The organism is Bacteroidota bacterium (genome assembly GCA_016706865.1).
Classification (GTDB): Bacteria; Bacteroidota; Bacteroidia; order Chitinophagales; family BACL12; genus UBA7236.
On the sequence record JADJIS010000002.1, the window covers coordinates 496,194 to 516,232 of the forward strand.

Below are 20,039 nucleotides of genomic sequence, written 5' to 3' on the forward strand. Positions count from 1 at the left end.
GAATTAAAAATCAAATATGGAAAATTCAAATAGATCAATTCAAATTGTTGTGTTCTTGGTAATTACGATATTTTTTTCAGCTTGTTCGCCAAAAAAGAGCTCGGAAGAAATTAAAAAAACTGATACCATTGTTCCGGCATCTCAGGCATCTGAGTCGGTAATAGGTTTTTTAACATGGTATAAAGTGCATATGATGGATCTAAATGCCTTTAAGCTGGTAACGAATAATGGCAATGAAACCCCGGAACCGGATAAACCATATTCCGTTAATTTTTCAGAAACTGAAAAATATATTGCTGCACTAAAGGCCAGCGGATTTATTTCTGAAAAATATGTAGAAAATACCAGAGCATATTTTAAAAAATGGAATGATACACTAAAAGTGGAAAAACAATATGATGGTCCTCCTATGGGTTTTGATGCAGATCTGATCATGTTGTCTCAGGATTTTGATCTAAATTTTCTGGATCAGGTGAAAATTAATACACATCCCGGCGGAACCTATAATGCACATGTAATGTTGGAATTTCCTTACGGTTTGAAACTTGCGTATGCAATGAGTTTGGAAAATGGAAAATGGTTAATCGACGATATTCAGAATGTTTCTGAAAGATAATTATACATGTTAAAAACAGAACAAAATTTAAGAAAAGTAAATGTTACAAGATATATCATGCCTTTGCGTGAAGGTGGTTCATTACCTGCATTGGCCGAGGCTGATGATGATTTTAAATACGTATTAAAATTCAGAGGTTCAGGTCACGGTGCTAAAGTGTTGATAGCAGAATTAATTGGTGGAGAAATTGCGCGATTACTTGGTTTGAAAGTTCCTGAATTGGTTTTTGCAAATTTAGATGAGGCTTTTGGGCAAACGGAAGGAGATGAGGAGATACAGGATATTTTACAATGGAGCAAAGGATTAAATCTCGCATTACATTTTTTATCCGGAGCAATAACTTTCGATCCTGTTGTAACACAGGTGGATGAAAAATTGGCTTCGCAAATTGTTTGGCTCGATGCATTTATCACCAATGTTGACAGAACATTTAAAAATACAAATATGTTGATCTGGCATAAGGAATTATGGCTGATAGATCACGGCGCATGTTTGTATTTTCATCATAATATTTCCAATTGGGAAAAACAGGCTTTGAGTCCTTTTAGTTTGATAAAGGACCATGTTTTATTATCAAGAGCATTTATGCTGGAGCAAATTAATGCGGATTTCAAATTAATTTTGACGGAAGAAAAATTGCGGTATATCACGATGTTGATTCCCGATGAATGGTTGTTTTGGGAAGGAACAGAAGAAACGCCCGACGATTTGCGTAACATGTATTTTCATTTTTTAATTTCGCGATTAAATAATTCTGATATCTTTATAAACGAAGCCATACATGCCAGAGAAATATCTATATGAGTATGCGATAATTCGTGTTTTGCCTGTTGTGGAACGGGAAGAATTTCTCAATGTGGGTATTATATTGTTTTCCAAAAAGGCAAATTATATTAAGGTACTTTATACAATCAATGAAAATAAATTAAAAGTTTTTTCCGGGGATGTTGATGTACAGCAAATCAAAATGAATCTGGAATCCCTTGTAAAAATTGCCAATGGTGAAAAAAATTCGGGTCCGATTGCTGAATTGGATGTCCCTTCTCGTTTTCGATGGTTAACTGCTGTTCGGAGTTCTGCGATACAGGTTTCCCGACCGCATCCCGGCATGTGCTACAATTTGGATGCAACTGCAGAGAGGTTGTTTCAAGAGTTGGTGTTATGATGATACATTCTGCAACTTTATTCATTTTGTGTAATTTTGATATTAAGGAATTTTTAAAATAATTTTTTAATGCAAAATAAATTCTCCAGAAAAAATTTTATCACACTAACTACACTTGCCGGAGCCGGATTAATTTTAGATGCATGTGGTGCAGGAGGGGGAAAGGAGAGAGGAGAAAGCAGTGAGGAGTATGCAGATTCTTTGAATCTGCCTGAAGAGGAAAACGAGTTTACATATTCCGTAAAATTAATTCGAAAAGAGGATATGGAATATGAAGAATTGCGTAAAGGATTTAATAAACGCATTAATAAATTTCCATTAATAATTGCGCTTTGTACATCAACACAAGATGTTTCAGAAGCCATTAAATATGCTAAAATAAATAAACTGGCAGTTACAATTAAAAGTGGCGGACATAGTATGGAGGGATTTTCATCTAATGATGGAGGGCTTGTTATTAATTTGTCGAAAATGAATTCCGTGGAATTTTTAGAAAACAATAATATAAAAGTTGGTCCCGGTTGCACTTTGTTTAATTTATATGATCAAATACTTCCTAAAAAAAGATTATTACCTGCAGGCTCTTGTGGAACCGTTGGCATCGGCGGTTTAACTATGGGAGGTGGATATGGTTTATTTTCCAGAAAATTTGGTTTGACTTGCGATCATTTGCTGGAAGCAACTTTTGTTGATGGTAACGGAAAAATACATTCTACAAAAGATGACCCTGAATTATTATGGGCGCTGCGTGGCGGTGGTGCAGGAAATTTTGGAGTAGTAACAGAAATGGTATTTCGCACACAGGAAGCTCCTTCTGTAATGAGGTCACATCATTTTAAAGCAAGAAAACTGGATGCACTACGTGCAAAAAACATTTTAGAAAAGTGGTTTGAATTTACAGCAAAATTATCGGACACCTGTTTTTCGGCATTTGTATTAAATGGCAGTACATTAAATATTCTGGTGACAAATTTTGGTGAACATAATTCCACTTTGGAAACAAATTTGAAGGAACTTGCTCAGCACACGGATGAATTCAGATCAGTTGCACCAATTGAACTATCTAAAAAATTAAAGAATTATTACGGATCATTGGCTCCGGTAAATTTCAAAAATTCATCTGCAGGATTGTATAAAAGTTATAAAGATATTTCAGGCTTCATTGCTGATGTATTTGAAAAAATAATTCATAATCCCGGAATGATATATCAATTAAATACTTTGGCAGGAAAAATTAATGATGCTGAATTTGAAAAAGTTTCCTGTTACCCTCATCGTGCTTACAATTATATTTCCGAATTACAAGCCTATTGGGAAGATGTTTCCCGTGAAGAAAAATTAAAAACAGTTTCCGTAGAAATATTGGATATATTTAAAAGTAACGGAATTACCTCACAATACATCAATTATTGCAGCACCGAATTCGCCAATTGGGAAAATTCGTATTATGGAAACAATTATCCGAGGTTGCAGGAGGTGAAGAAAAAATATGATGCAAGTGATGTTGTGAGGTATGCACAGAGTGTGAGGGTGGGGTGAATTTATATTTTGATATTTTAATAGAATGTTTTGCAAAAGTGGATATAAAACACAAAAAAATCCCGAATAGAATTCACTTCCATCCGGGATTGGTTTAATAATGATCAGTATTTATTTTTCTTTCACCTCTGCAATCACAGGTGCATTCATTGCAAGTTTTGCTTTGATCTTTTTTTCGATCTCTGCTGCTAATTCCGGATTGTCTTTTAATAATTCTTTAACACCTTCACGGCCTTGTCCGAGTTTGGTGCCTTCGTAACTATACCAAGCTCCGCTTTTTTGAACAACTCCGCATTCGGCTCCAAGATCTACAATTTCACCTATTTTGGAAATTCCTTCTCCATACATAATATCAAATTCTGCCTGACGGAAAGGAGGTGCAACTTTGTTCTTCACAATTTTTACGCGAACACGGTTACCAACCATATCTTCCTTGTCTTTAATTTGTCCGATACGACGAATGTCAATTCTTACCGAAGCATAAAATTTAAGTGCATTACCACCGGTGGTTGTTTCCGGATTTCCGAACATAACTCCGATCTTTTCACGCAACTGATTGATGAAAATACAGCAACATCCTGTGCGGCTGATAGTTCCGGTCAATTTACGAAGTGCCTGACTCATCAAACGGGCCTGAAGTCCCATTTTGCTTTCGCCCATTTCGCCTTCTAATTCGGCTTTTGGTACTAATGCGGCAACGGAGTCGATTACCACCACATCCAATGCGCCGGAGCGAATTAAATGATCGGCAATTTCCAATCCCTGCTCACCATAATCTGGTTGGGAGATCAATAGATTCTCCACATCCACACCCAATTTTTCGGCATATCCTTTGTCGAAAGCGTGTTCCGCGTCAATAATTGCGCAAACTCCACCCTTTTTTTGAGCTTCTGCTATAATATGTATCGCTAAAGTCGTTTTTCCGGATGCTTCCGGGCCATAGATCTCAATCACACGTCCACGGGGAATTCCGCCAATACCCAATGCAAGATCCACGCCTATGGATCCCGATGGAATAACATCTTCCGCAACTACGGGCGAATCGCCCAATTTCATTACGGTGCCTTTACCGTACAATTTATTAAGGCTGTCTACTGCAAGTCCTAAGGCCTTTGCTTTGTCATCGTTTTTGTCTGCTGCCATTTTTTTAAGTTTTTAAGGTTTATAAAGTAAATTAGTTGCATTTTCGGGCCTTTTGTTTTTTCCCCGTCAATGCATCTGCGAAGCTAAATAATTACACTGCCAATAAAAATTATTTTTAACGATTGTAAACAGAATGTTGACAAAATCTGAAATTGTAAGGTTTGTTAAGGAATTGGGAACTCCGCAACATAATGCCTTAACTTCGTGCTCAAAACTCAACCAAAATGAAAAAATCACTCTTTTTATTATTTACTGCTTCTGTTGTTTTGATGGCTTGTAAGTCGAAAAAAACAGAAGATAACAGTGTTTTACAGCAAGAGGTGCAAACCTACCTCGACCAATACAATGCAGAATATCAAAAATTGGTAACTGCAGCTTCCGAAGGACAATGGGTGCTTAACACGCATATTGTGGAAGGCGATACCATGGCAAAACACAATGCAGCAATTTCTGATGAAGCCTATTCAAAATTTACAGGAAGTAAGGTTAACATCGAAACTGCACAAAAATATTTAAAGGAAAAAGATAAACTCACCGATCTGCAAGTGAAGCAATTGGATTATATTTTATTTTTTGCAGGAAATAATCCGGAAACAGCAGGAGATGTTGTTAAAAAAAGAATTGATGCAACCAACGCACAAACAGAGGCGCTATTCGGATTTAAATATACTATGAAAGATAAACCCGTAACACCAAATGCACTTGATGGTATTTTACGTGAATCAACCGATCTTAAAGAGAGATTAGCTGCATGGGAATCAAGTAAAGAAGTTGGAAAAACTTTAAAAGATGGATTATCAAATTTGCAGCAATTACGAAATGCAAGTGTTACTCCACTCGGATATAAAGATTTTTTCGCATATCAGGCAAGTGAATACGGAATGACAAGCGAAGAAATGTTGGAACTTACACATAGTATGATAAATGATGTTTGGCCGCTTTATCGCGAATTACATACCTGGGCACGTTACGAACTTGCAAAAAAATATGGTCAGGAAGTACCTGAATATTTACCTGCAGAATGGTTGCCAAATCGTTGGGGACAAGACTGGACAGCGATGGTAAATGTGGAAGGATTGGATATTGATCCGGTTTTAAAAACGCATGATGCCGAATGGGTTGTGAAACAAGGAGAAGCATTTTGGATGAGCATGGGATTTCCTGCGCTTCCAACTTCTTTTTATGAAAAATCATCTTTATATCCCGCACCGGAAGGAGCAGGTTATTCAAAAAATAATCATGCAAGTGCATGGCATATTGATCTTGATAAAGATCTTCGTTCATTAATGAGCGTGGAAACAAATACAGAATGGTGGGGAACAGTTTTACATGAACTCGGACATATTTATTATTACAGTTCTTATTCCACACCTGAAGTTCCTTATGTTTTAAGAACAGGTGCTAATCGCGGATATCATGAAGCATTTGGTTCCATGATTGGTATGGCGAGTTTACAAAAACCTTTGTTGGAAAGTCAGGGTTTAATTACCGCAGGTGTTAAAACTGACGACACTCAAAAATTATTAAGTGAAGCGTTGGATTTTATTGTACATATTCCTTGGGGAAGTGGGGTAATGACAGAATTTGAATATGCATTATACGCACAAAATTTACCCAAAGATCAATACAATGCAAAATGGTGGGAATTAGTTAAAAAATATCAGGGAATTGTTCCACCTTATGTACGCGGAGAAGAATATTGTGATGCTGCAACTAAAACACATATTAATGATGATGCTGCACAATATTATGATTATTCCATCAGCAACGTTTTATTATTTCAGTTCCACGATTATATTGCAAAAAATATTTTAAAACAAGATCCGCATGCTACCAATTATTGGGGAAGCACTGCAACAGGTGATTTCCTTAAAAAAGTGATGGCTCCCGGCGCAACAGTGGACTGGCGTGAACATTTAAAGGCATCCATCGGCAGCGATATGAGCGCAAAACCCATGTTGGATTATTTTCTTCCTTTAATGGATTATCTTAAAAAACAAAACGAAGGAAGAGTTTATACCTTACCTGAAAAACCGGTTTTTTAAGGATTTAAATTTTTGGAATAGTATTAAAAATGTCCGAAGAGTTTTAATGAACTCTTCGGACATTTTTAATTTAAAATTTGGGTCAGTAGTAAAATTTGGGGAATGAATAATTATAGTTGATCTTTTTGTATGAAATTAAGACTTATTACCTTTATTTTTATTTGCACTCACTAACTCTCAATTTATTAATTGAATTAATTCATATTGTAGAGCTCAAATTAAAATAAAGAATTTTGATCCTCAAAATTAGTTTACGGAGCAGAGGGCGGGCATCAGCAGGTGGCTTTAATGTCCCTTATGCGCCGCCACATCATAACAAAAGCACCAATGTTAGCAGGATTTGAGCGAAAATAAGCGCCATCATATTGTAAAGTACTATTTTGATCTTAAATTAGATTTTAAATCGAATGATAAATCACCAAATGAAAAGGCGCCTTTTTCGCTCCGGGTGGCAAGCATTAGGGACATTTAAGCCGCATGGTGAAGCCCTTGACTTTTGGCGCCACCTTTTGGTCAAACAAAAGGTGGCAAAACTGATGTAATTGCAATTAATCACTCGGAGCTGAATCTTGATTTCTTAATATTATAATGACCTTTATATGTCTAAAAATAATAATGAAATTAATGTTACTCCCCAGAAATGAAGATGTCCCTAAATTATTCAAGATCAACACATTAGAATTTAGGTTATATTTATGAAACAAATCTCTACTGCATCCCAATATTTTTTACGCATCCAATAACGAAAATAGTTGCGCATTTTACAATTCAACCGATATAACTTATTCTTTCTTTTGTAATAAGATTTTTCACAGCAGGATAATAACCAATTTTCCTCAAAGCCATCCCAAACACCAGCAGGACTTAATAAATTAGCTTGTAATACAGGAAATACTTCGTACAGATCAATTTGTTTTAGAATTTTTAGGTCTAAATTGGAACTTTTAAGAATGGATGTTATACGACTAATATCTGATTCTGATAATTCCGTATCGAGGTAAAACTCAGAAATAGCTATCCAAATATGTTTTCTGGTTTCAATTTCAGATGTATGGGTCTCTATTTTTACCGTTTCCATCTCCTTAAAAAATCGTGATTACGACATTCCCAACCTTCTCTCCACTCTCCACATATTTTGTTGCTTCTACAATTTTTTCAAGTGGATATTTTCTGTCAATTATCGCTCTAAAGTTTCCTCCTTCTATTAATTCCTTAAAAAATAAAATGTCCTTTTTATTATCGGTTGGAATAGGAAATTTTACCTTCTTATTTCTGAACGAATTAAAAAGTGGTAAAAAAACATTTTGTGCCCAATCTCCGAGTTCCGTGGAATAATATACTCCATTAGGCTTGAGAATATTTTTACATTTTCCGAAGGAACTTTTTCCAACGGCATCTAAAACAGTATCATAGGTGTCATCCGTTTTTGTAAAATCTTCTTTGGTATAATCAATTAATTTATTTGCACCCAATGATCTGATCAATTCAAAATGTTCTGCACGACATACTGCTGTAATCTCTGCACCATAATATTTGGCAAGTTGAACCGCAGCAGAGCCTATAGATCCGGATGCACCATTAATAAGTATTTTGGGGGTTGATTTGAAATCTATTTTTCGGATATAATTTATTGCTAGCATTAAACCATCACAAATTGCAGCAGCTTCTTCAAACGACATATTTTCCGGTTTAAGCGCAATTGATCTATGCTCCGGAATACAAACGTATTCTGCATGTGTGCCGAATTTAAAGGTATTTAATCCAAAAACAGAATCTCCGACCTTAAATAATGTTACATTTTTTCCTATTGCTTCTACCGTTCCGGCAAATTCAGTTCCAAGAATATTAATTTTTGGTTTGAATACACCGCTGAAAAATCGCACAAAAAAATATTCCGGTTGCCGAAAACCACAATCTGTCCGGTTAACGGTGGTAGCATGAATTTTAATTAATACTTCATCGTCTTTAGGAATTGGTTTGTTTACTTCCACAATTTGAAGAACTTCTGGAGGACCGTATTTTGTATGAAAACTTGCTTTCAATTTATTGGATTTTTAGGATGAAATTAGAATGCGTGATATAAATTAAATCTGAATAAATATTAATTACTATCCCAAATTGTTATTATGTTTTCGCTGGTTAAACTTTTAAAAACATAAAATACGGTATCATATTCACTGCTCTCCTCGTAATTATTAATTTCATCTTGCGGTAAAACTTCATCCCATAAATATTCTACATCGGAATCTTCCTTAAGATCCTTATAAATGGAACCTTTGAATAACAGTTCGCCTGACGATTTAATGGCTAATTTATTGTATAAGGATTTTGAACCATACCCAATAAATTTACAATAATCGCCATTGGAAACCGGCCATAACCAATCCTGCCAGGTTATTAGGTGCGGAGTTTCTTTTTCTAATTCTTTGGTCTTTTTTTCTGCAATGGAATCAATTTCCTGAGCTGATAATTCAGGTTGGAGGGATTTTAGTTGCAGTTTGAGTTCTTCTATATCGCCTGAACAGGAAAATATATCCAGCGTATTTAGTTTACCGCCTTTTAAACATTCGGGGCAAATATTCTCAAAACTATCTTCGCCGAAAAAGGAACTTCCATCGAAACACTTCTTTTCCTTGTTACAGAAATCACACGTAATTAATTCATCACTAAGTCCGATAATTTCTTCCGGATCTTCAAAATATTTAAATGCCATATCGTAAGGTTTAATTATTTCTCAAGTTTGAGGATATTCTGAAGATTTGATTTTATTCTGAGTTCCTCCTTTTCAAGATAGGATTCAGAAAATGGGGCTCCGCAATCTTCACTATTTATTTGGTGAATTAATTTCTCTTTTTCAAAATAACTTCTGTTTTCTGAATATATGGATTTTTCCACATCAAAAACCTCTGTATCATTTAACTCAATCATTGTTAAAGAATCATAATATAAAGGACGATTGTATTTGCACGATCTTTCCACTACAAAGGATAGTGCTTCATTAAGAAAATAATATTCGTACAATTCCTGATAGGTTTCACCATAATTTCGATTTATTATTTTTTCTAATACATTATGGGTGTAATAAAAAACCACTTCTCCTCCCTCAGTACTTTCAAAAATATCTTTAGATACTACAGAGGTCCATGCCTCAATTGAATTTATTTTCTTATAATTTGAACGGATAGGGGATAATGTTTCGAGTAAATATTCATTTATTACCATATCTACTTCATTATTCGACTCTGTTAGTTTTCTGATTGCCGTAAAACAAGTATCAGAAATTGTATTACTTCCTTCATAGATTTGTGGTTCTGCAAATTTGGTAGTGTAAGTATTATTGTGACCAGCAATATCCACAAAAGTTGCAACTACAATTGAAATGATTATTGGATTAAACATGGCGAGTAGTTTAAGGTTTAAAAGTGTGGTAAAACTTATGTAGCATACGAAGGTATATAAAACATCTTAATTGTTCTAAACTGATTTGCCCCGCACCTTGTATTCTTCCATATCGATCAGGAATTGATATTTCCGGATAATGTCTTCATCGTATTCCGAATGCTGATTGATATCATTCAATAATTTGCGTTGTTGATCCAACAGATCGAGATATATCTTATTAAACTCCTTTCTTACATTTTGATTGGTATCGCCTGTTTCATCCAATTCGCGATTGAAAAAAACCATTTCTGTTTTAAGTTTGGCTTGCAGGTTGGATAAATGTTCGTTTTGAAATCCTTGTTTGTTTAATATTTTTTCTATTTGATTTATAGAATATTGTGTTATTTTTTTCTGAAGAATTTTTTCCTGGTCAAGTTCAGAATTGGCCTGATCGCTCTTCACACTTAATTTTCTTATTAACCAGGGTAATGTTAAACCTTGTAAAACAAGTGTTACCAGAATTACTACAAATGTTATAAATAGAATGAGATTTCTATGAGGAAATGCTTCTCCATCACTCAAAAGCAATGGAATTGATAATGCTGCAGCTAAAGAAACAACTCCCCGAATACCTGCCCAACCAAATACCAATGGCATTCTCCATCCGGGATTTGATTCTGCAACTGTAATAAAACGACTTATAAATATTGTAAAGGCTGATGATCCTAAAGTAGTGGCTATTCGGGTAATTATCAATACAAATGATATAATTAATCCATACCAAATTGCCGTCATCAAACTTACATCACCCAATTGTTGAACTATTGATGGCAATTGTAGTCCAATAAGTAAAAACACAAATCCATTTAAAACGAATACAATACTGTTCCAAACATTTACTCCTTGTATTCGGCTCATATAATTGAGCATGCTCAATCGTTTACTGGATAAAAATAATCCACCGCTAACAACAGCCAGCACTCCAGAAAAATGAAAATGTTCCGCCGAATAATACATGCAGTAGGGTGTTACAATTGTGAGCACAATTTCTATACTTGCAGTAACCGGCAACCAGCGATGAATGCAATAAAATATAAAACCTACCAGAAGACCAATTGCAATGCCCATCAACACAACAATAAAAAAACTGAAGGATGCTTCCTTCAAATCAAATTGACCTGTGATAATTGCAGCCAATGCAAAACGAAAAACAATGAGCGATGATGCATCATTAAGTAAACTTTCACCTTCGGCAATGCTTAATAATGTTTTTGGCGCTTTCGCCTGACGCATTATTGTTGTTGCAGCTATTGCATCCGGAGGCGAAACTATTCCTCCCAATAAAAAACCCAGCGCCAATGTAAATCCCGGAATAATAGCATTCGATACCACTGCTACCACACAAGAGGTAATTATTACAATTGGAAAGGCAAAACTTGAAATTACACGTCTGAATTTCCAAAATTCTTTCCAGGATATTTGCCAGGAAGCTTCATATAATAAAGGAGGCAGAAAAATAAAGAAAACCAGCTCAGGACTAATAGTAATATCGCTGAAAATCGGTATAAAACTGACTGCCAGGCCTCCAACTACCAATAATATGGGAGAGGCTATATTGAGTTTATTAGCCAGCATTACTAAACCCAAAATGATCAGGATCAGATATACATATTCTATAAATTCGCTTTGCATATTATTACAAAGAAAATGAATAATACGTAAAATTTACTTGTACATGAAAATTATTGTTCAGGTGTGAAACCTAAACTGTTACCATCCTTTATTTTTTTTCAAAGTTGTTACATGCGCAAGATGGTGATCACAATGCCAGGCATATAGTGCAGTTGCTACAGCTAATGTAAATTGTTTTCCATTTTGAGGATTAACAAATGCTCTTAGAAAATCGGATTCCGACATATTATTTAATAATACCACCCATCTTTCGTGTATACCTTCCAACATCTTAAACGCGGGAGCAATTGGAATTGAAGTACTATCCGCTAATTTAGCCCACTCCGCTTCGAGATAGGGTTTAACTATCGGATTATCTTCCGTTAAAGCAAGTTTAAACCTTATAAGGCTGTTTGCATGACTATCAGCACAATGATTAATTAACTGCCTGATGGTCCATCCTTCAGGTCGGTATTCCGTATTTAACTGATCATCGTTTAGATAAGATACTTCTTGTTTGAGTTTTTCAGGAAATAAGGAAATAGTATTGATATATTGATTTAATAACTCTGATGTAATTATTTCGGGTCTTTTAAATTTTCCGACCGGGTATTTTAATATTTCATCTATCATTTGATAATTATTTATTGTTTTATTAAATATTTTTTAAAACACAGGCTGTTTTCAATATTAGCATATTGCCCGTAATTCGGAATTTTGAAATAATTATTTTTTTCGTACAAACGTATGGCTTCTGGTTGCTTTATTCCTGTTTCTAAGATACAAGTTTGGTGGTTGAGTTCCAGACTCCAGTTTTCTAAAGCGGTTAATATCAAAGATGCAATACCCTTACCTCGGTATTGAGGAAGCACGAACATTCTTTTAATTTCCATGGTATCGGAAGAAAATTCTTTGATAGCTCCACAACCCACTGCGGTTGATGATTCGTAAGCAACAATTACATGTTGAAGGGAATTAATTTTATTGAATTGATGATAAAATGCATGATCGTCTCCATCTCGAATTGCTAAATCAATATCAAGTTCCTTCACCAGATTTTGAAAGTCTTTATTATCGGAATTGCAACGGATAAGGTTATTCATAATGAAAGAAGCATCATCAGAAAAATTTATTTTATTTAGGTGTCATTATGTAACCTGTAAGTTGCTTTATTTTATCACCCTCAAAATGGAACACATCACAAAACATAGCATCCATCATTGGACCGTTTTTTACTTTAAATTTTACATTTCCCTCTGCTACAACTATATTCCCTTCTTCCACCATCCTGATTAATGTAATGGTGGGTCTTCCTTCAAAGGCTTCGTTTTCAATTTCCTTGTCGAATGCTTCTTTCCCAACATGAGAAAATAATCCGTGCATTTCCCAAATAACATTGTCAGTAAGACAGGATAAAATTTTAGCGTGGTCACCTTCGTTGAAACCTTCCATGTAGGTTTTTATAACTTTTTTGTTGCTCATAGTTATATTTTTATGTTACATTATGCTCTGACCAAATGTAAGTAAGTTATTGTCCGGATCGAGCATAGAAAATTCCCTCTGCATCCAGTGTTTCATTTCTAAATGACCGGCTTCAGGCATATTAATGTTTTTATCCAAAGCTAACTGATACCAATTTTCAATATCATCAGTACGAATATAAACCTGACCATAATTTTCTGCCGGATCAAGTTCCTTAAATTCGAAAAAATGAATTTGGATATTATCTTTTTCTACCATTAGATACCCATCAAAATCAGCACTGCCAAATTCTTGAAAGCCTAATTTGTTTAAATAGAAATCCCTGGTTGTTGCCTTATCGCGCATTGGGAGTTTTGGGTTGATAGATGTTAACATATAAAAATCAATTTTAGCTTATTTAAAGCCAAAAATAAGGGATTATTATTAAAGTCTAAATACGGAGTTTAATTGTCTTGATTTGAAAAGACGAGTGATTTTTATTCCGCACCAGGTTGAAAGTCTATAAATATCATTTCTCCATCCTTCAATTCATAAATTGTGCAATCGCTGCGTTCAGAACTTTGACTTTTTTGCCGGCAAACTCTCCTTTTTGTAACTATAATATTTCCATCCATATATTCGTAAGTATCAAATTGTTGTGTCAGATCATCTATTCTGATGCTCCGGCTACCAATAAATTTGTTTGTTTCCCAATCAAAATATGCATTTTGCATTGAACTCAATAAAGTGTCTATTTGATACGCATTGGAAAGTTTGTCGAAAAGATAATAATTCCATTCAATATCATACTCGGTCGACTGAATTCGAAAATCTTCCTTACCATCAAAATTATAATCTCCAAACTCCTTTTTCAGGATTGGAATAATGGGCCCTTTGTTTGGATTTTCTATATTTTTCAAATATCCCCGTTTATTTAAGAAAAGGTATTCATTTGCAATGAATGGTTTATAGAGCGTTTGTTGAAACCTGATAAGAGTATCAAAATACACACCTTTTAATGTATAGGTGGTTTCATAATAACCATCATAAAATTTTCCTACTAATTGATTTTTATTTTCATCACGGGTAAAATCTTTTATGCTGCTCAATAAGTTTTCCTGATAAAATACTATTCTCTCTTCCTCATTTTTTGCTGACAATATATAGGTGTAAGTTTGATTAAGGTGAGTAAATTTTACATCAGCAATACCATCAAAATTGATCTGGACCAATTCAAAACTGTCCCGTTGCGTATGGGTTTCATTTAATGCATTTCCATAAATAATTTCTTCATAAATCAAATCGTTGTTGCGCTGATCATATATACGAAGCTTCTTGGCATAACTCCCCTTTTCCTGCGGAATCGGAATATCGCCAATGTCAAAAGTAAGTTCATATTTGAAGCCCGAAACTGTATTGGTGATTTGTTGGGCCTGTAATAATTTGGATCCGGCAAAAAGAATAATCCCGAAGAGTAAAGTTAATTTAATGGTCATCCCGTTTTGTTTGTTATTTTGAGATGCCTGAATAGTAGCAATTGCATATTATCAACAAAAAAAAGGTATCAATTTTTATTATCTTGTTGAATTTCCGCTTTTTGTGATTTTGTTCAAAGAAATTATGCAGATCAAGACATTTATGATCAAAGTAGTAATGTTAAATATTCTGGCAAAAGGAGGTGCCCCTGCAGGCCAAATTTGTCCTAATAATACAATGGAGTTGATTATTAACAAAAAAAACAAAATGGATTTATTCGAAATGTTCATAATTGTATTTATTAGTTTATTGGTAAAAATAATGAATCTCACTTAATTACACCAGTTGAACAATATAAATTGCTTCTAGTGATTAATTATATTCAGTATTGCCTTCCTGTTCTACTAGGTTCATTCAGATCTATCCAATATATATGAATAGGTTCTGAATCTTCCAGTTGCCCGTTTTGGTTTTCATCCAATTTGGCAAACACATACATAAAATCATTTTCCGGATCGTATTCCGATTTTAATACAGAATAATTTTCCGGGAGCAGGGGATTTAACCTGTCTCCATTTATATCGAACAAATACAACCTTCTGAGATCTTTTAAATTGATAAATCCATCTTTATTAGTATCATCATTATAAACCGATACCATAAAATAATTTCTGCTTATTGGCTTGAAGTTTAATGTATCTTTAGAATAAGCAGGATAATACAGAGTTTTTATTAATACAGGTTTCTCAAAAAAGTTTTTTTGTTTGGTTGTTGTTATATCATAAAGGGAAATGTTTACCATATTGTAACCATAAACCGCTTCGATTCCAGGCATGAAATTGTAATTCCATTCATTACCTTCTGTATTCTCATGATCAGTATAATTTCCGTAAAAACTATTTGAACCAATAAAGGTGGAGTTTTTGTCTTTATTGAAATTTACTTTGTAAATGGTAGTCAAACGAATATTGGGTGCCGTAGTTAATAAGACATTGCTTGGCCTTGTTTCAAATTTTAGAGAGTCCTGGTTTATCCACGTTCCCCTGTCTTCTTCCGTAGCTTCAGATGTTGGACCAACCTGAAATCCCTTTTCTTCTAAACGTTCTTCTTTGCAAGAGAATAAACAAGCAATACCTATGATAATTAAAATGAAATGTATGTTTTTCATAGAAATAAACTTAAGGTGAAATTATTTAAAAATGTATAATATTATTTTTGTTGAAATGGAAATCTTTGATATTCAATTCCTTGTAAAATTAACTTCTATTTTTCATTTATAACCTCCATCGCCTTTTCCAAAACTTCATCTTTACCTGCTCTAATTCCTTCAATTGTTGGTTTAACTTTAATATCGGGTATTATCCCTATTCTTTGGGTTTCAGTTCCATCGGGATAATATACACCGATGCCTGTCATAACAGTTTTATAACCTCCGGGTAATGGAATATAAGATACATTTCCATCCGCACCGGAAGTTTGGCTTCCTATCCCTATAACATTCGGCGCAGTTTTTAATGCCATTAAGGTAAATTCTGCATGACTTTGTGTTGTTTCGTTAAATAATAGGACAACTTTTCCTTTGTAAGGATTTTTATTATTCCCACCACAAAAATATGGTTCAGTAAAACGATAAGCTCCAGGAAATGAAATATCAGGATTCGAAAACATAACAAATTGTTTTTTTTCAGGAAGTAAATGATATGCGATATTATACATAGTCCCATTTGGATAATTTCTTACATCAAATATTATTGCCTTGGTATCATCTAGCTTTTCAAAAACATTATCAACTTCGTTTTTCGTTAATTGGCCTAAATCAACATATCCAATATTCCCATCTAAAATTTTATAGTGCTCATTTTTGGATTCATGCTGCCAATTGTAATTAAATTCGTAAAAATTATACCTCGCGATGGTCTTTTGAAGTGTTTTTCCTTCTCTTTCATATGTTACTGTAACTGAATCGGTGCTCCCGGTAAAAATTCCATAATATAACTTACGCATTTTAATTGCTTGATTGGAAGCACATATATATTTGGATTGTTCATTTATTATTTCTTCAATGGTTCTGCCATTCACCGTTAAAAATACATCTCCATATTTAATATCATTCCTTAAGCACAAAGAGTCATTATAACAACCGGTTACTATTGCCTTGCTATCAATTATATTATATATAAATGGTGTCCACTTAATACCAAAATATTGTTGGGTGTATTTTGTAACAAACCCGGCGTGACTATCATTAATTTTTACAGTTAATTCCAATATGGCGAGATGATATGCTACAGTATCATCAGCATATTTAAATTTGGAGATCATTTCTACCAGTACACTATCCCAGTTTTCACCAATAACATATTTGTACGGGAAAAAATAATTTATAATATTCCAATATCTCGAGAGAGTAAGTAAACGTAATTCTGGTGATGGGAAAACAGAATCTGTATATAATTTTTCATTTTTAAAACCCGTGTTTCCAACGAATTTCGTTTGTTGCACATAATAATTTTTACCCTGGTTTCTTTTTTGCTGAATATATTGAAGTTGCTCGATCATATTATTTGAGAAAACAGAAGTATCACTCAGCCAGTTGAGTTCAAGATTGAATTTCAAACTATCGGGCAAAATATTATTACATTTTTTACAATGTTTAACTTCACCTAAACTTTTTATCCATTCAGAATAATAATTATTTAATTCCTGTTTGGTTTTTAAATTATTGATCGATTTAACTCCATTCATAAATTCGGAGTCCCAGTCAAGATTACCTTTTGCAACTTCTGGATGATAATATTTGAGAAATCCCCAAAGCTTACAGAAGGTAGAGATCTTTTCCGTTTCAGTTGGGATAGTTTTGGAAAATGAGGTAAGGGGAATTAAAAGAAAAATTGTGATGAATATCAGAGTTTTCATATTGTGAAAAAGTGAATTTTATAGGTAAATACTCAACAAATTTATCGTGTTTAAAGTACTTTATTCTTATCCTCTCTGTAAGGGATGGTTGACACCTGATGATCATCCTCATATACAATATAACCGGGTCTGGTTCTTTTAATTATATCAACCCGCATTTCATATCTTTCTAATATTTCTTTTAATGCATGCATCTGATTTAAATGTGCGGTTGCGCTACTTTTAAACCATGATAAAGAAACATTTGCCGGATTTTTACGTGTTGCATTTGAAAGTCTGTCCGGCTTTTTTAAATTTAGGCTAAACCATTTTATTATTTGTTCTAAATTTTTTTTATCATATTCAAATAAAAGATCGCCAACCCTTAAAAATTCGGCGGCGCTAAACATACCGGTTTCTATTTGGTCTTTTTCATTTCTGAACTGAGTTATGAATCTAATATACATACCAATTTTCCATTTTCCTGTTTGATCGCACAGGAAAATGGAAAATTACCCCCTTTTTTTCAAATACAGGAATACTACATTATTTATTTTTTGTGACCGGTATATCTGAAATTATCTGCCATTTGCCTTCAGAATTCAATATGTAGGTTTGATATGTAGTAAAAATCATTTTATCCGATTCAAATACCACCTTGGCAGTTGCAACATATTCGCTGATATCCAGGTTAATGATCTCCACGCTGCGTTTTTCGCCACCTATTTTTCCTGCTGATAAAAGGAAGATATACTTTTCTTTTGACAAAACAGTTGTTTTGTCAGGTGTTGGAAAACGTAAAGCAACTACCCTGAAATTTTCATTCAGTAAAGGGTCTAATAAAAGGGTATCTCTATTTTCAACTGCCGATGAAAAATTAGTTACAAGAGTACTGATCTCTTCTTTTGCCTTATTTGTGTTTTGTCCGAATAGGGTAAGGCTTACAAGTGTTAGCATAATTGTTAGATTTAAAGATCTCATAAAATTGGTTTTTATAGTATCAGTTTATTCTGATACAATGCAAAATTGTTGCGTTCCATAAAATTGTACCTGAGACAATTGTCACAAAATATTATACTTACTTTTTCCTTCTAATTCTTGTAAGCGTTTCCCTTGTTACACCAAGATAAGATGCGAGTTGTGATAAACTTACCCTTTGAAGAAAGTTTGGATTGTGTTGGAGGAGATAATGATATCTTTCAGTAGGAGAATAAATTTTAAAAAGATTACTGTGCTCTTCCTGCGAAATTAAGAGTTGTTCCAAGAGTTTTCTTCCAAATGATTCAATTTCAGGTGAGACTTTATAAAGATCAAGTAATTTGTCTTTGTCGAATTCGAATATGGTAGAATCTTCACCTGTTACTATATTGCTATCTGATATTGAATTGGAGCGTAAACTTTTTAAATTGGTTATAAAATTATTTTCAAAGGTAAAATCCGTATTTATTTCTATTCCGTCTTTGTTTACATAAGTCCTCAGATACCCTTTTTCAACAAATACAATAGTTTTACAAACCGTGCCTTCTTTTAATATAAGTTTTCCTTTTTTGAGATCCGCGGTAGAGGTTATCTCAAATAGTTTATTAATGCTATCCGCAGAGATCTCTGTAAATCTGTTTATTTTCTTATACAGGAGAGTTTGGCTATGATCTGTCATACTTAATTCGTTTTAATAAAAGTTATCTTTTAAAACAAATTGTATTCACTTTATGGATATAAATACGGCTCCTTATTGGCCGCCATTTTCCGAATATTTTCGATTACCCTTTTCATATAGGTTTTCCAAAATGTTTTTGTAAATAACCAATTTAATGGATAAAGCAAACCGATATCTGATTTCAAATGGTAGGTATATTCTACCAATATTTTATTCGGTTCGATTTCGGTAGTTTTCCATTCGCCTGTAAACTTTGAAAATCCCAGCATCCAAGATTGAAAATCGCTCACTTCAATTTTCCAATATTTATTTTCTTCGCGTTCAATAACTTTGTCAACTGATGCAAATCCTCCCTTTTGAGAAATGGATTTAGCTACAAACACCTTTTTTGTGGATCCCGGTTTACCCCAATTTTCATCTTCTGTTGCGTGCGTTACCTTTGGCATAATACCGAAGCCTGTGTGCACTTTTGCCACATTGCATAACATGGGAGTTTTAAATGCTCTTTCTAATGAGCAGTTATAAATAGTTTCAATTTTAACTGTTGTTACCATATAGTTGAATTTTGTTGTTTCCCCAGAATTTTACGCATTTACAATTTTACCTGATTCATGCACTGCTCTTTTTTAAAATTCCTATTTTCAGAAATTTAAAACTTTTGCGTTTTCCAATAATTTTTTCCCCTCCTTCCATGTAGGTAAAACATTTGCATCATAGGTGTATGTTCTGATCTCCTTTGCGATCTCCTTACTTTTTTTCATCGCATCCAGGTGCGGACCACTCCTTGCAAATTCTTTTAATTCTGCTTCGTTGTTCCAGAGCGTCATAGTATAATGTTTTGTCCAGAAGCCTGTGCTTTTAAAATCTTTGAAATTGGTTGTTTTTAACTGCTTAATAACTTTTAAGGCGCGTGAGGATAAAAGGAAGAATTTCATTGGTCCTTTTAGTTCAATGGATGTAATTGTTACTTTCATATACTAATATATTTTT

The 20,039-nt window shown here is 33.9% G+C and carries 23 protein-coding genes; 5 read left to right on the forward strand and 18 right to left on the reverse strand.

Features of this window, described 5'->3' with window-relative positions:
- The first annotated feature begins 16 nt into the window (after positions 1–16).
- From IPI31_05190 to IPI31_05205, 4 genes are all read left to right on the forward strand, one after another.
- Positions 17–616: a hypothetical protein gene (locus IPI31_05190; protein ID MBK7567202.1), complete on the forward strand. Its 600-nt coding sequence runs from the start codon at positions 17–19 to the stop codon at positions 614–616.
- Between the two features lie 6 nt (positions 617–622).
- Positions 623–1,420: an aminotransferase class I and II gene (locus IPI31_05195; GenBank protein ID MBK7567203.1), complete on the forward strand. Its 798-nt coding sequence runs from the start codon at positions 623–625 to the stop codon at positions 1,418–1,420.
- On the forward strand, positions 1,398–1,781 hold the full coding sequence (locus IPI31_05200; protein MBK7567204.1) for a DUF3037 domain-containing protein: 384 nt from the start codon (positions 1,398–1,400) through the stop codon (positions 1,779–1,781). The genes IPI31_05195 and IPI31_05200 overlap by 23 nt, the downstream gene beginning before the upstream one ends.
- A 69-nt stretch (positions 1,782–1,850) precedes the next feature.
- Positions 1,851–3,320, forward strand: coding sequence for an FAD-binding protein (locus IPI31_05205; protein ID MBK7567205.1), 1,470 nt, complete (start codon positions 1,851–1,853; stop codon positions 3,318–3,320).
- 111 nt (positions 3,321–3,431) lie between these two features.
- Here the strand turns inward: IPI31_05205 and recA are convergent, their stop codons facing one another.
- Positions 3,432–4,463 (reverse strand): recombinase RecA, encoded by a 1,032-nt coding sequence (gene recA, locus IPI31_05210; GenBank protein ID MBK7567206.1) that lies wholly within the window; start codon positions 4,461–4,463, stop codon positions 3,432–3,434.
- A 224-nt stretch (positions 4,464–4,687) separates the two neighbouring features.
- On the opposite strand from recA, the gene IPI31_05215 reads away from it, so the two are divergent.
- Positions 4,688–6,508: a M2 family metallopeptidase gene (locus IPI31_05215; protein MBK7567207.1), complete on the forward strand. Its 1,821-nt coding sequence runs from the start codon at positions 4,688–4,690 to the stop codon at positions 6,506–6,508.
- Between the two features lie 682 nt (positions 6,509–7,190).
- Here IPI31_05215 and IPI31_05220 read toward each other — a convergent pair.
- The 17 genes from IPI31_05220 to IPI31_05300 all read right to left on the reverse strand — a co-directional run bounded on the left by IPI31_05220 (position 7,191) and on the right by IPI31_05300 (position 20,023).
- The gene (locus IPI31_05220) at positions 7,191–7,586 is read right to left on the reverse strand and encodes a hypothetical protein (protein MBK7567208.1); all 396 of its coding nucleotides are present in this window, start codon (positions 7,584–7,586) and stop codon (positions 7,191–7,193) included.
- A gap of 4 nt (positions 7,587–7,590) precedes the next feature.
- The gene (locus tag IPI31_05225; GenBank protein MBK7567209.1) at positions 7,591–8,550 is read right to left on the reverse strand and encodes an NAD(P)-dependent alcohol dehydrogenase; all 960 of its coding nucleotides are present in this window, start codon (positions 8,548–8,550) and stop codon (positions 7,591–7,593) included.
- A gap of 59 nt (positions 8,551–8,609) precedes the next feature.
- The gene (locus IPI31_05230) at positions 8,610–9,221 is read right to left on the reverse strand and encodes a CbrC family protein (GenBank protein ID MBK7567210.1); all 612 of its coding nucleotides are present in this window, start codon (positions 9,219–9,221) and stop codon (positions 8,610–8,612) included.
- Positions 9,222–9,235: 14 nt separating this feature from the next.
- On the reverse strand, positions 9,236–9,907 hold the full coding sequence (locus IPI31_05235) for a hypothetical protein (protein MBK7567211.1): 672 nt from the start codon (positions 9,905–9,907) through the stop codon (positions 9,236–9,238).
- A 75-nt stretch (positions 9,908–9,982) separates the two neighbouring features.
- Positions 9,983–11,581, reverse strand: coding sequence for a Na+/H+ antiporter (locus tag IPI31_05240; protein ID MBK7567212.1), 1,599 nt, complete (start codon positions 11,579–11,581; stop codon positions 9,983–9,985).
- A gap of 78 nt (positions 11,582–11,659) precedes the next feature.
- Positions 11,660–12,193 carry a putative metal-dependent hydrolase gene (locus IPI31_05245; protein ID MBK7567213.1) on the reverse strand — a complete coding sequence of 178 codons (534 nt, stop codon included), beginning with the start codon at positions 12,191–12,193 and terminating at the stop codon, positions 11,660–11,662.
- Positions 12,194–12,204: 11 nt separating this feature from the next.
- Positions 12,205–12,663, reverse strand: coding sequence for a GNAT family N-acetyltransferase (locus IPI31_05250; GenBank protein ID MBK7567214.1), 459 nt, complete (start codon positions 12,661–12,663; stop codon positions 12,205–12,207).
- A gap of 31 nt (positions 12,664–12,694) precedes the next feature.
- Positions 12,695–13,042 (reverse strand): nuclear transport factor 2 family protein, encoded by a 348-nt coding sequence (locus IPI31_05255; GenBank protein ID MBK7567215.1) that lies wholly within the window; start codon positions 13,040–13,042, stop codon positions 12,695–12,697.
- 15 nt (positions 13,043–13,057) lie between these two features.
- Positions 13,058–13,417, reverse strand: a complete 360-nt coding sequence (locus tag IPI31_05260; GenBank protein MBK7567216.1) for a VOC family protein — start codon at positions 13,415–13,417, stop codon at positions 13,058–13,060.
- A 101-nt stretch (positions 13,418–13,518) separates the two neighbouring features.
- Complete coding sequence (locus IPI31_05265) at positions 13,519–14,517, reverse strand: hypothetical protein (GenBank protein MBK7567217.1); 999 nt, start codon at positions 14,515–14,517, stop codon at positions 13,519–13,521.
- Positions 14,518–14,879: 362 nt separating this feature from the next.
- On the reverse strand, positions 14,880–15,665 hold the full coding sequence (locus tag IPI31_05270) for a hypothetical protein (protein MBK7567218.1): 786 nt from the start codon (positions 15,663–15,665) through the stop codon (positions 14,880–14,882).
- Between the two features lie 95 nt (positions 15,666–15,760).
- Complete coding sequence (locus IPI31_05275; protein ID MBK7567219.1) at positions 15,761–17,413, reverse strand: peptidase S41; 1,653 nt, start codon at positions 17,411–17,413, stop codon at positions 15,761–15,763.
- Positions 17,414–17,463: 50 nt separating this feature from the next.
- The gene (locus tag IPI31_05280) at positions 17,464–17,859 is read right to left on the reverse strand and encodes a hypothetical protein (GenBank protein MBK7567220.1); all 396 of its coding nucleotides are present in this window, start codon (positions 17,857–17,859) and stop codon (positions 17,464–17,466) included.
- A 79-nt stretch (positions 17,860–17,938) separates the two neighbouring features.
- On the reverse strand, positions 17,939–18,373 hold the full coding sequence (locus IPI31_05285; protein MBK7567221.1) for a nuclear transport factor 2 family protein: 435 nt from the start codon (positions 18,371–18,373) through the stop codon (positions 17,939–17,941).
- A gap of 97 nt (positions 18,374–18,470) precedes the next feature.
- A complete protein-coding gene (locus IPI31_05290; GenBank protein MBK7567222.1) occupies positions 18,471–19,049 on the reverse strand; it encodes a Crp/Fnr family transcriptional regulator in 579 nt (192 codons plus the stop codon).
- A 50-nt stretch (positions 19,050–19,099) separates the two neighbouring features.
- Entirely contained in the window at positions 19,100–19,603 is a 504-nt protein-coding gene (locus IPI31_05295; GenBank protein ID MBK7567223.1) for a hypothetical protein, read from the reverse strand.
- 87 nt (positions 19,604–19,690) lie between these two features.
- Positions 19,691–20,023, reverse strand: coding sequence for a DUF3291 domain-containing protein (locus IPI31_05300; protein ID MBK7567224.1), 333 nt, complete (start codon positions 20,021–20,023; stop codon positions 19,691–19,693).
- Between the last annotated feature and the right edge of the window lie 16 nt (positions 20,024–20,039).

What these genes read in the sequence shown, in the direction of transcription:
- IPI31_05230 (MBK7567210.1), bottom strand. Translation starts at nt 9,221, where the DNA reads ATGGCATTTAAATATTTTGAAGATCCGGAAGAAATTATCGGACTTAGT.
- IPI31_05300 (MBK7567224.1), bottom strand. Translation starts at nt 20,023, where the DNA reads ATGAAAGTAACAATTACATCCATTGAACTAAAAGGACCAATGAAATTC.
- IPI31_05295 (MBK7567223.1), bottom strand. Translation starts at nt 19,603, where the DNA reads ATGGTAACAACAGTTAAAATTGAAACTATTTATAACTGCTCATTAGAA.
- IPI31_05215 (MBK7567207.1), top strand. Translation starts at nt 4,688, where the DNA reads ATGAAAAAATCACTCTTTTTATTATTTACTGCTTCTGTTGTTTTGATG.
- IPI31_05275 (MBK7567219.1), bottom strand. Translation starts at nt 17,413, where the DNA reads ATGAAAACTCTGATATTCATCACAATTTTTCTTTTAATTCCCCTTACC.
- IPI31_05280 (MBK7567220.1), bottom strand. Translation starts at nt 17,859, where the DNA reads ATGTATATTAGATTCATAACTCAGTTCAGAAATGAAAAAGACCAAATA.
- IPI31_05250 (MBK7567214.1), bottom strand. Translation starts at nt 12,663, where the DNA reads ATGAATAACCTTATCCGTTGCAATTCCGATAATAAAGACTTTCAAAAT.
- recA (MBK7567206.1), bottom strand. Translation starts at nt 4,463, where the DNA reads ATGGCAGCAGACAAAAACGATGACAAAGCAAAGGCCTTAGGACTTGCA.
- IPI31_05195 (MBK7567203.1), top strand. Translation starts at nt 623, where the DNA reads ATGTTAAAAACAGAACAAAATTTAAGAAAAGTAAATGTTACAAGATAT.
- IPI31_05290 (MBK7567222.1), bottom strand. Translation starts at nt 19,049, where the DNA reads ATGACAGATCATAGCCAAACTCTCCTGTATAAGAAAATAAACAGATTT.
- IPI31_05270 (MBK7567218.1), bottom strand. Translation starts at nt 15,665, where the DNA reads ATGAAAAACATACATTTCATTTTAATTATCATAGGTATTGCTTGTTTA.
- IPI31_05235 (MBK7567211.1), bottom strand. Translation starts at nt 9,907, where the DNA reads ATGTTTAATCCAATAATCATTTCAATTGTAGTTGCAACTTTTGTGGAT.
- IPI31_05245 (MBK7567213.1), bottom strand. Translation starts at nt 12,193, where the DNA reads ATGATAGATGAAATATTAAAATACCCGGTCGGAAAATTTAAAAGACCC.
- IPI31_05285 (MBK7567221.1), bottom strand. Translation starts at nt 18,373, where the DNA reads ATGAGATCTTTAAATCTAACAATTATGCTAACACTTGTAAGCCTTACC.
- IPI31_05255 (MBK7567215.1), bottom strand. Translation starts at nt 13,042, where the DNA reads ATGAGCAACAAAAAAGTTATAAAAACCTACATGGAAGGTTTCAACGAA.
- IPI31_05265 (MBK7567217.1), bottom strand. Translation starts at nt 14,517, where the DNA reads ATGACCATTAAATTAACTTTACTCTTCGGGATTATTCTTTTTGCCGGA.
- IPI31_05220 (MBK7567208.1), bottom strand. Translation starts at nt 7,586, where the DNA reads ATGGAAACGGTAAAAATAGAGACCCATACATCTGAAATTGAAACCAGA.
- IPI31_05200 (MBK7567204.1), top strand. Translation starts at nt 1,398, where the DNA reads ATGCCAGAGAAATATCTATATGAGTATGCGATAATTCGTGTTTTGCCT.
- IPI31_05240 (MBK7567212.1), bottom strand. Translation starts at nt 11,581, where the DNA reads ATGCAAAGCGAATTTATAGAATATGTATATCTGATCCTGATCATTTTG.
- IPI31_05260 (MBK7567216.1), bottom strand. Translation starts at nt 13,417, where the DNA reads ATGTTAACATCTATCAACCCAAAACTCCCAATGCGCGATAAGGCAACA.
- IPI31_05190 (MBK7567202.1), top strand. Translation starts at nt 17, where the DNA reads ATGGAAAATTCAAATAGATCAATTCAAATTGTTGTGTTCTTGGTAATT.
- IPI31_05205 (MBK7567205.1), top strand. Translation starts at nt 1,851, where the DNA reads ATGCAAAATAAATTCTCCAGAAAAAATTTTATCACACTAACTACACTT.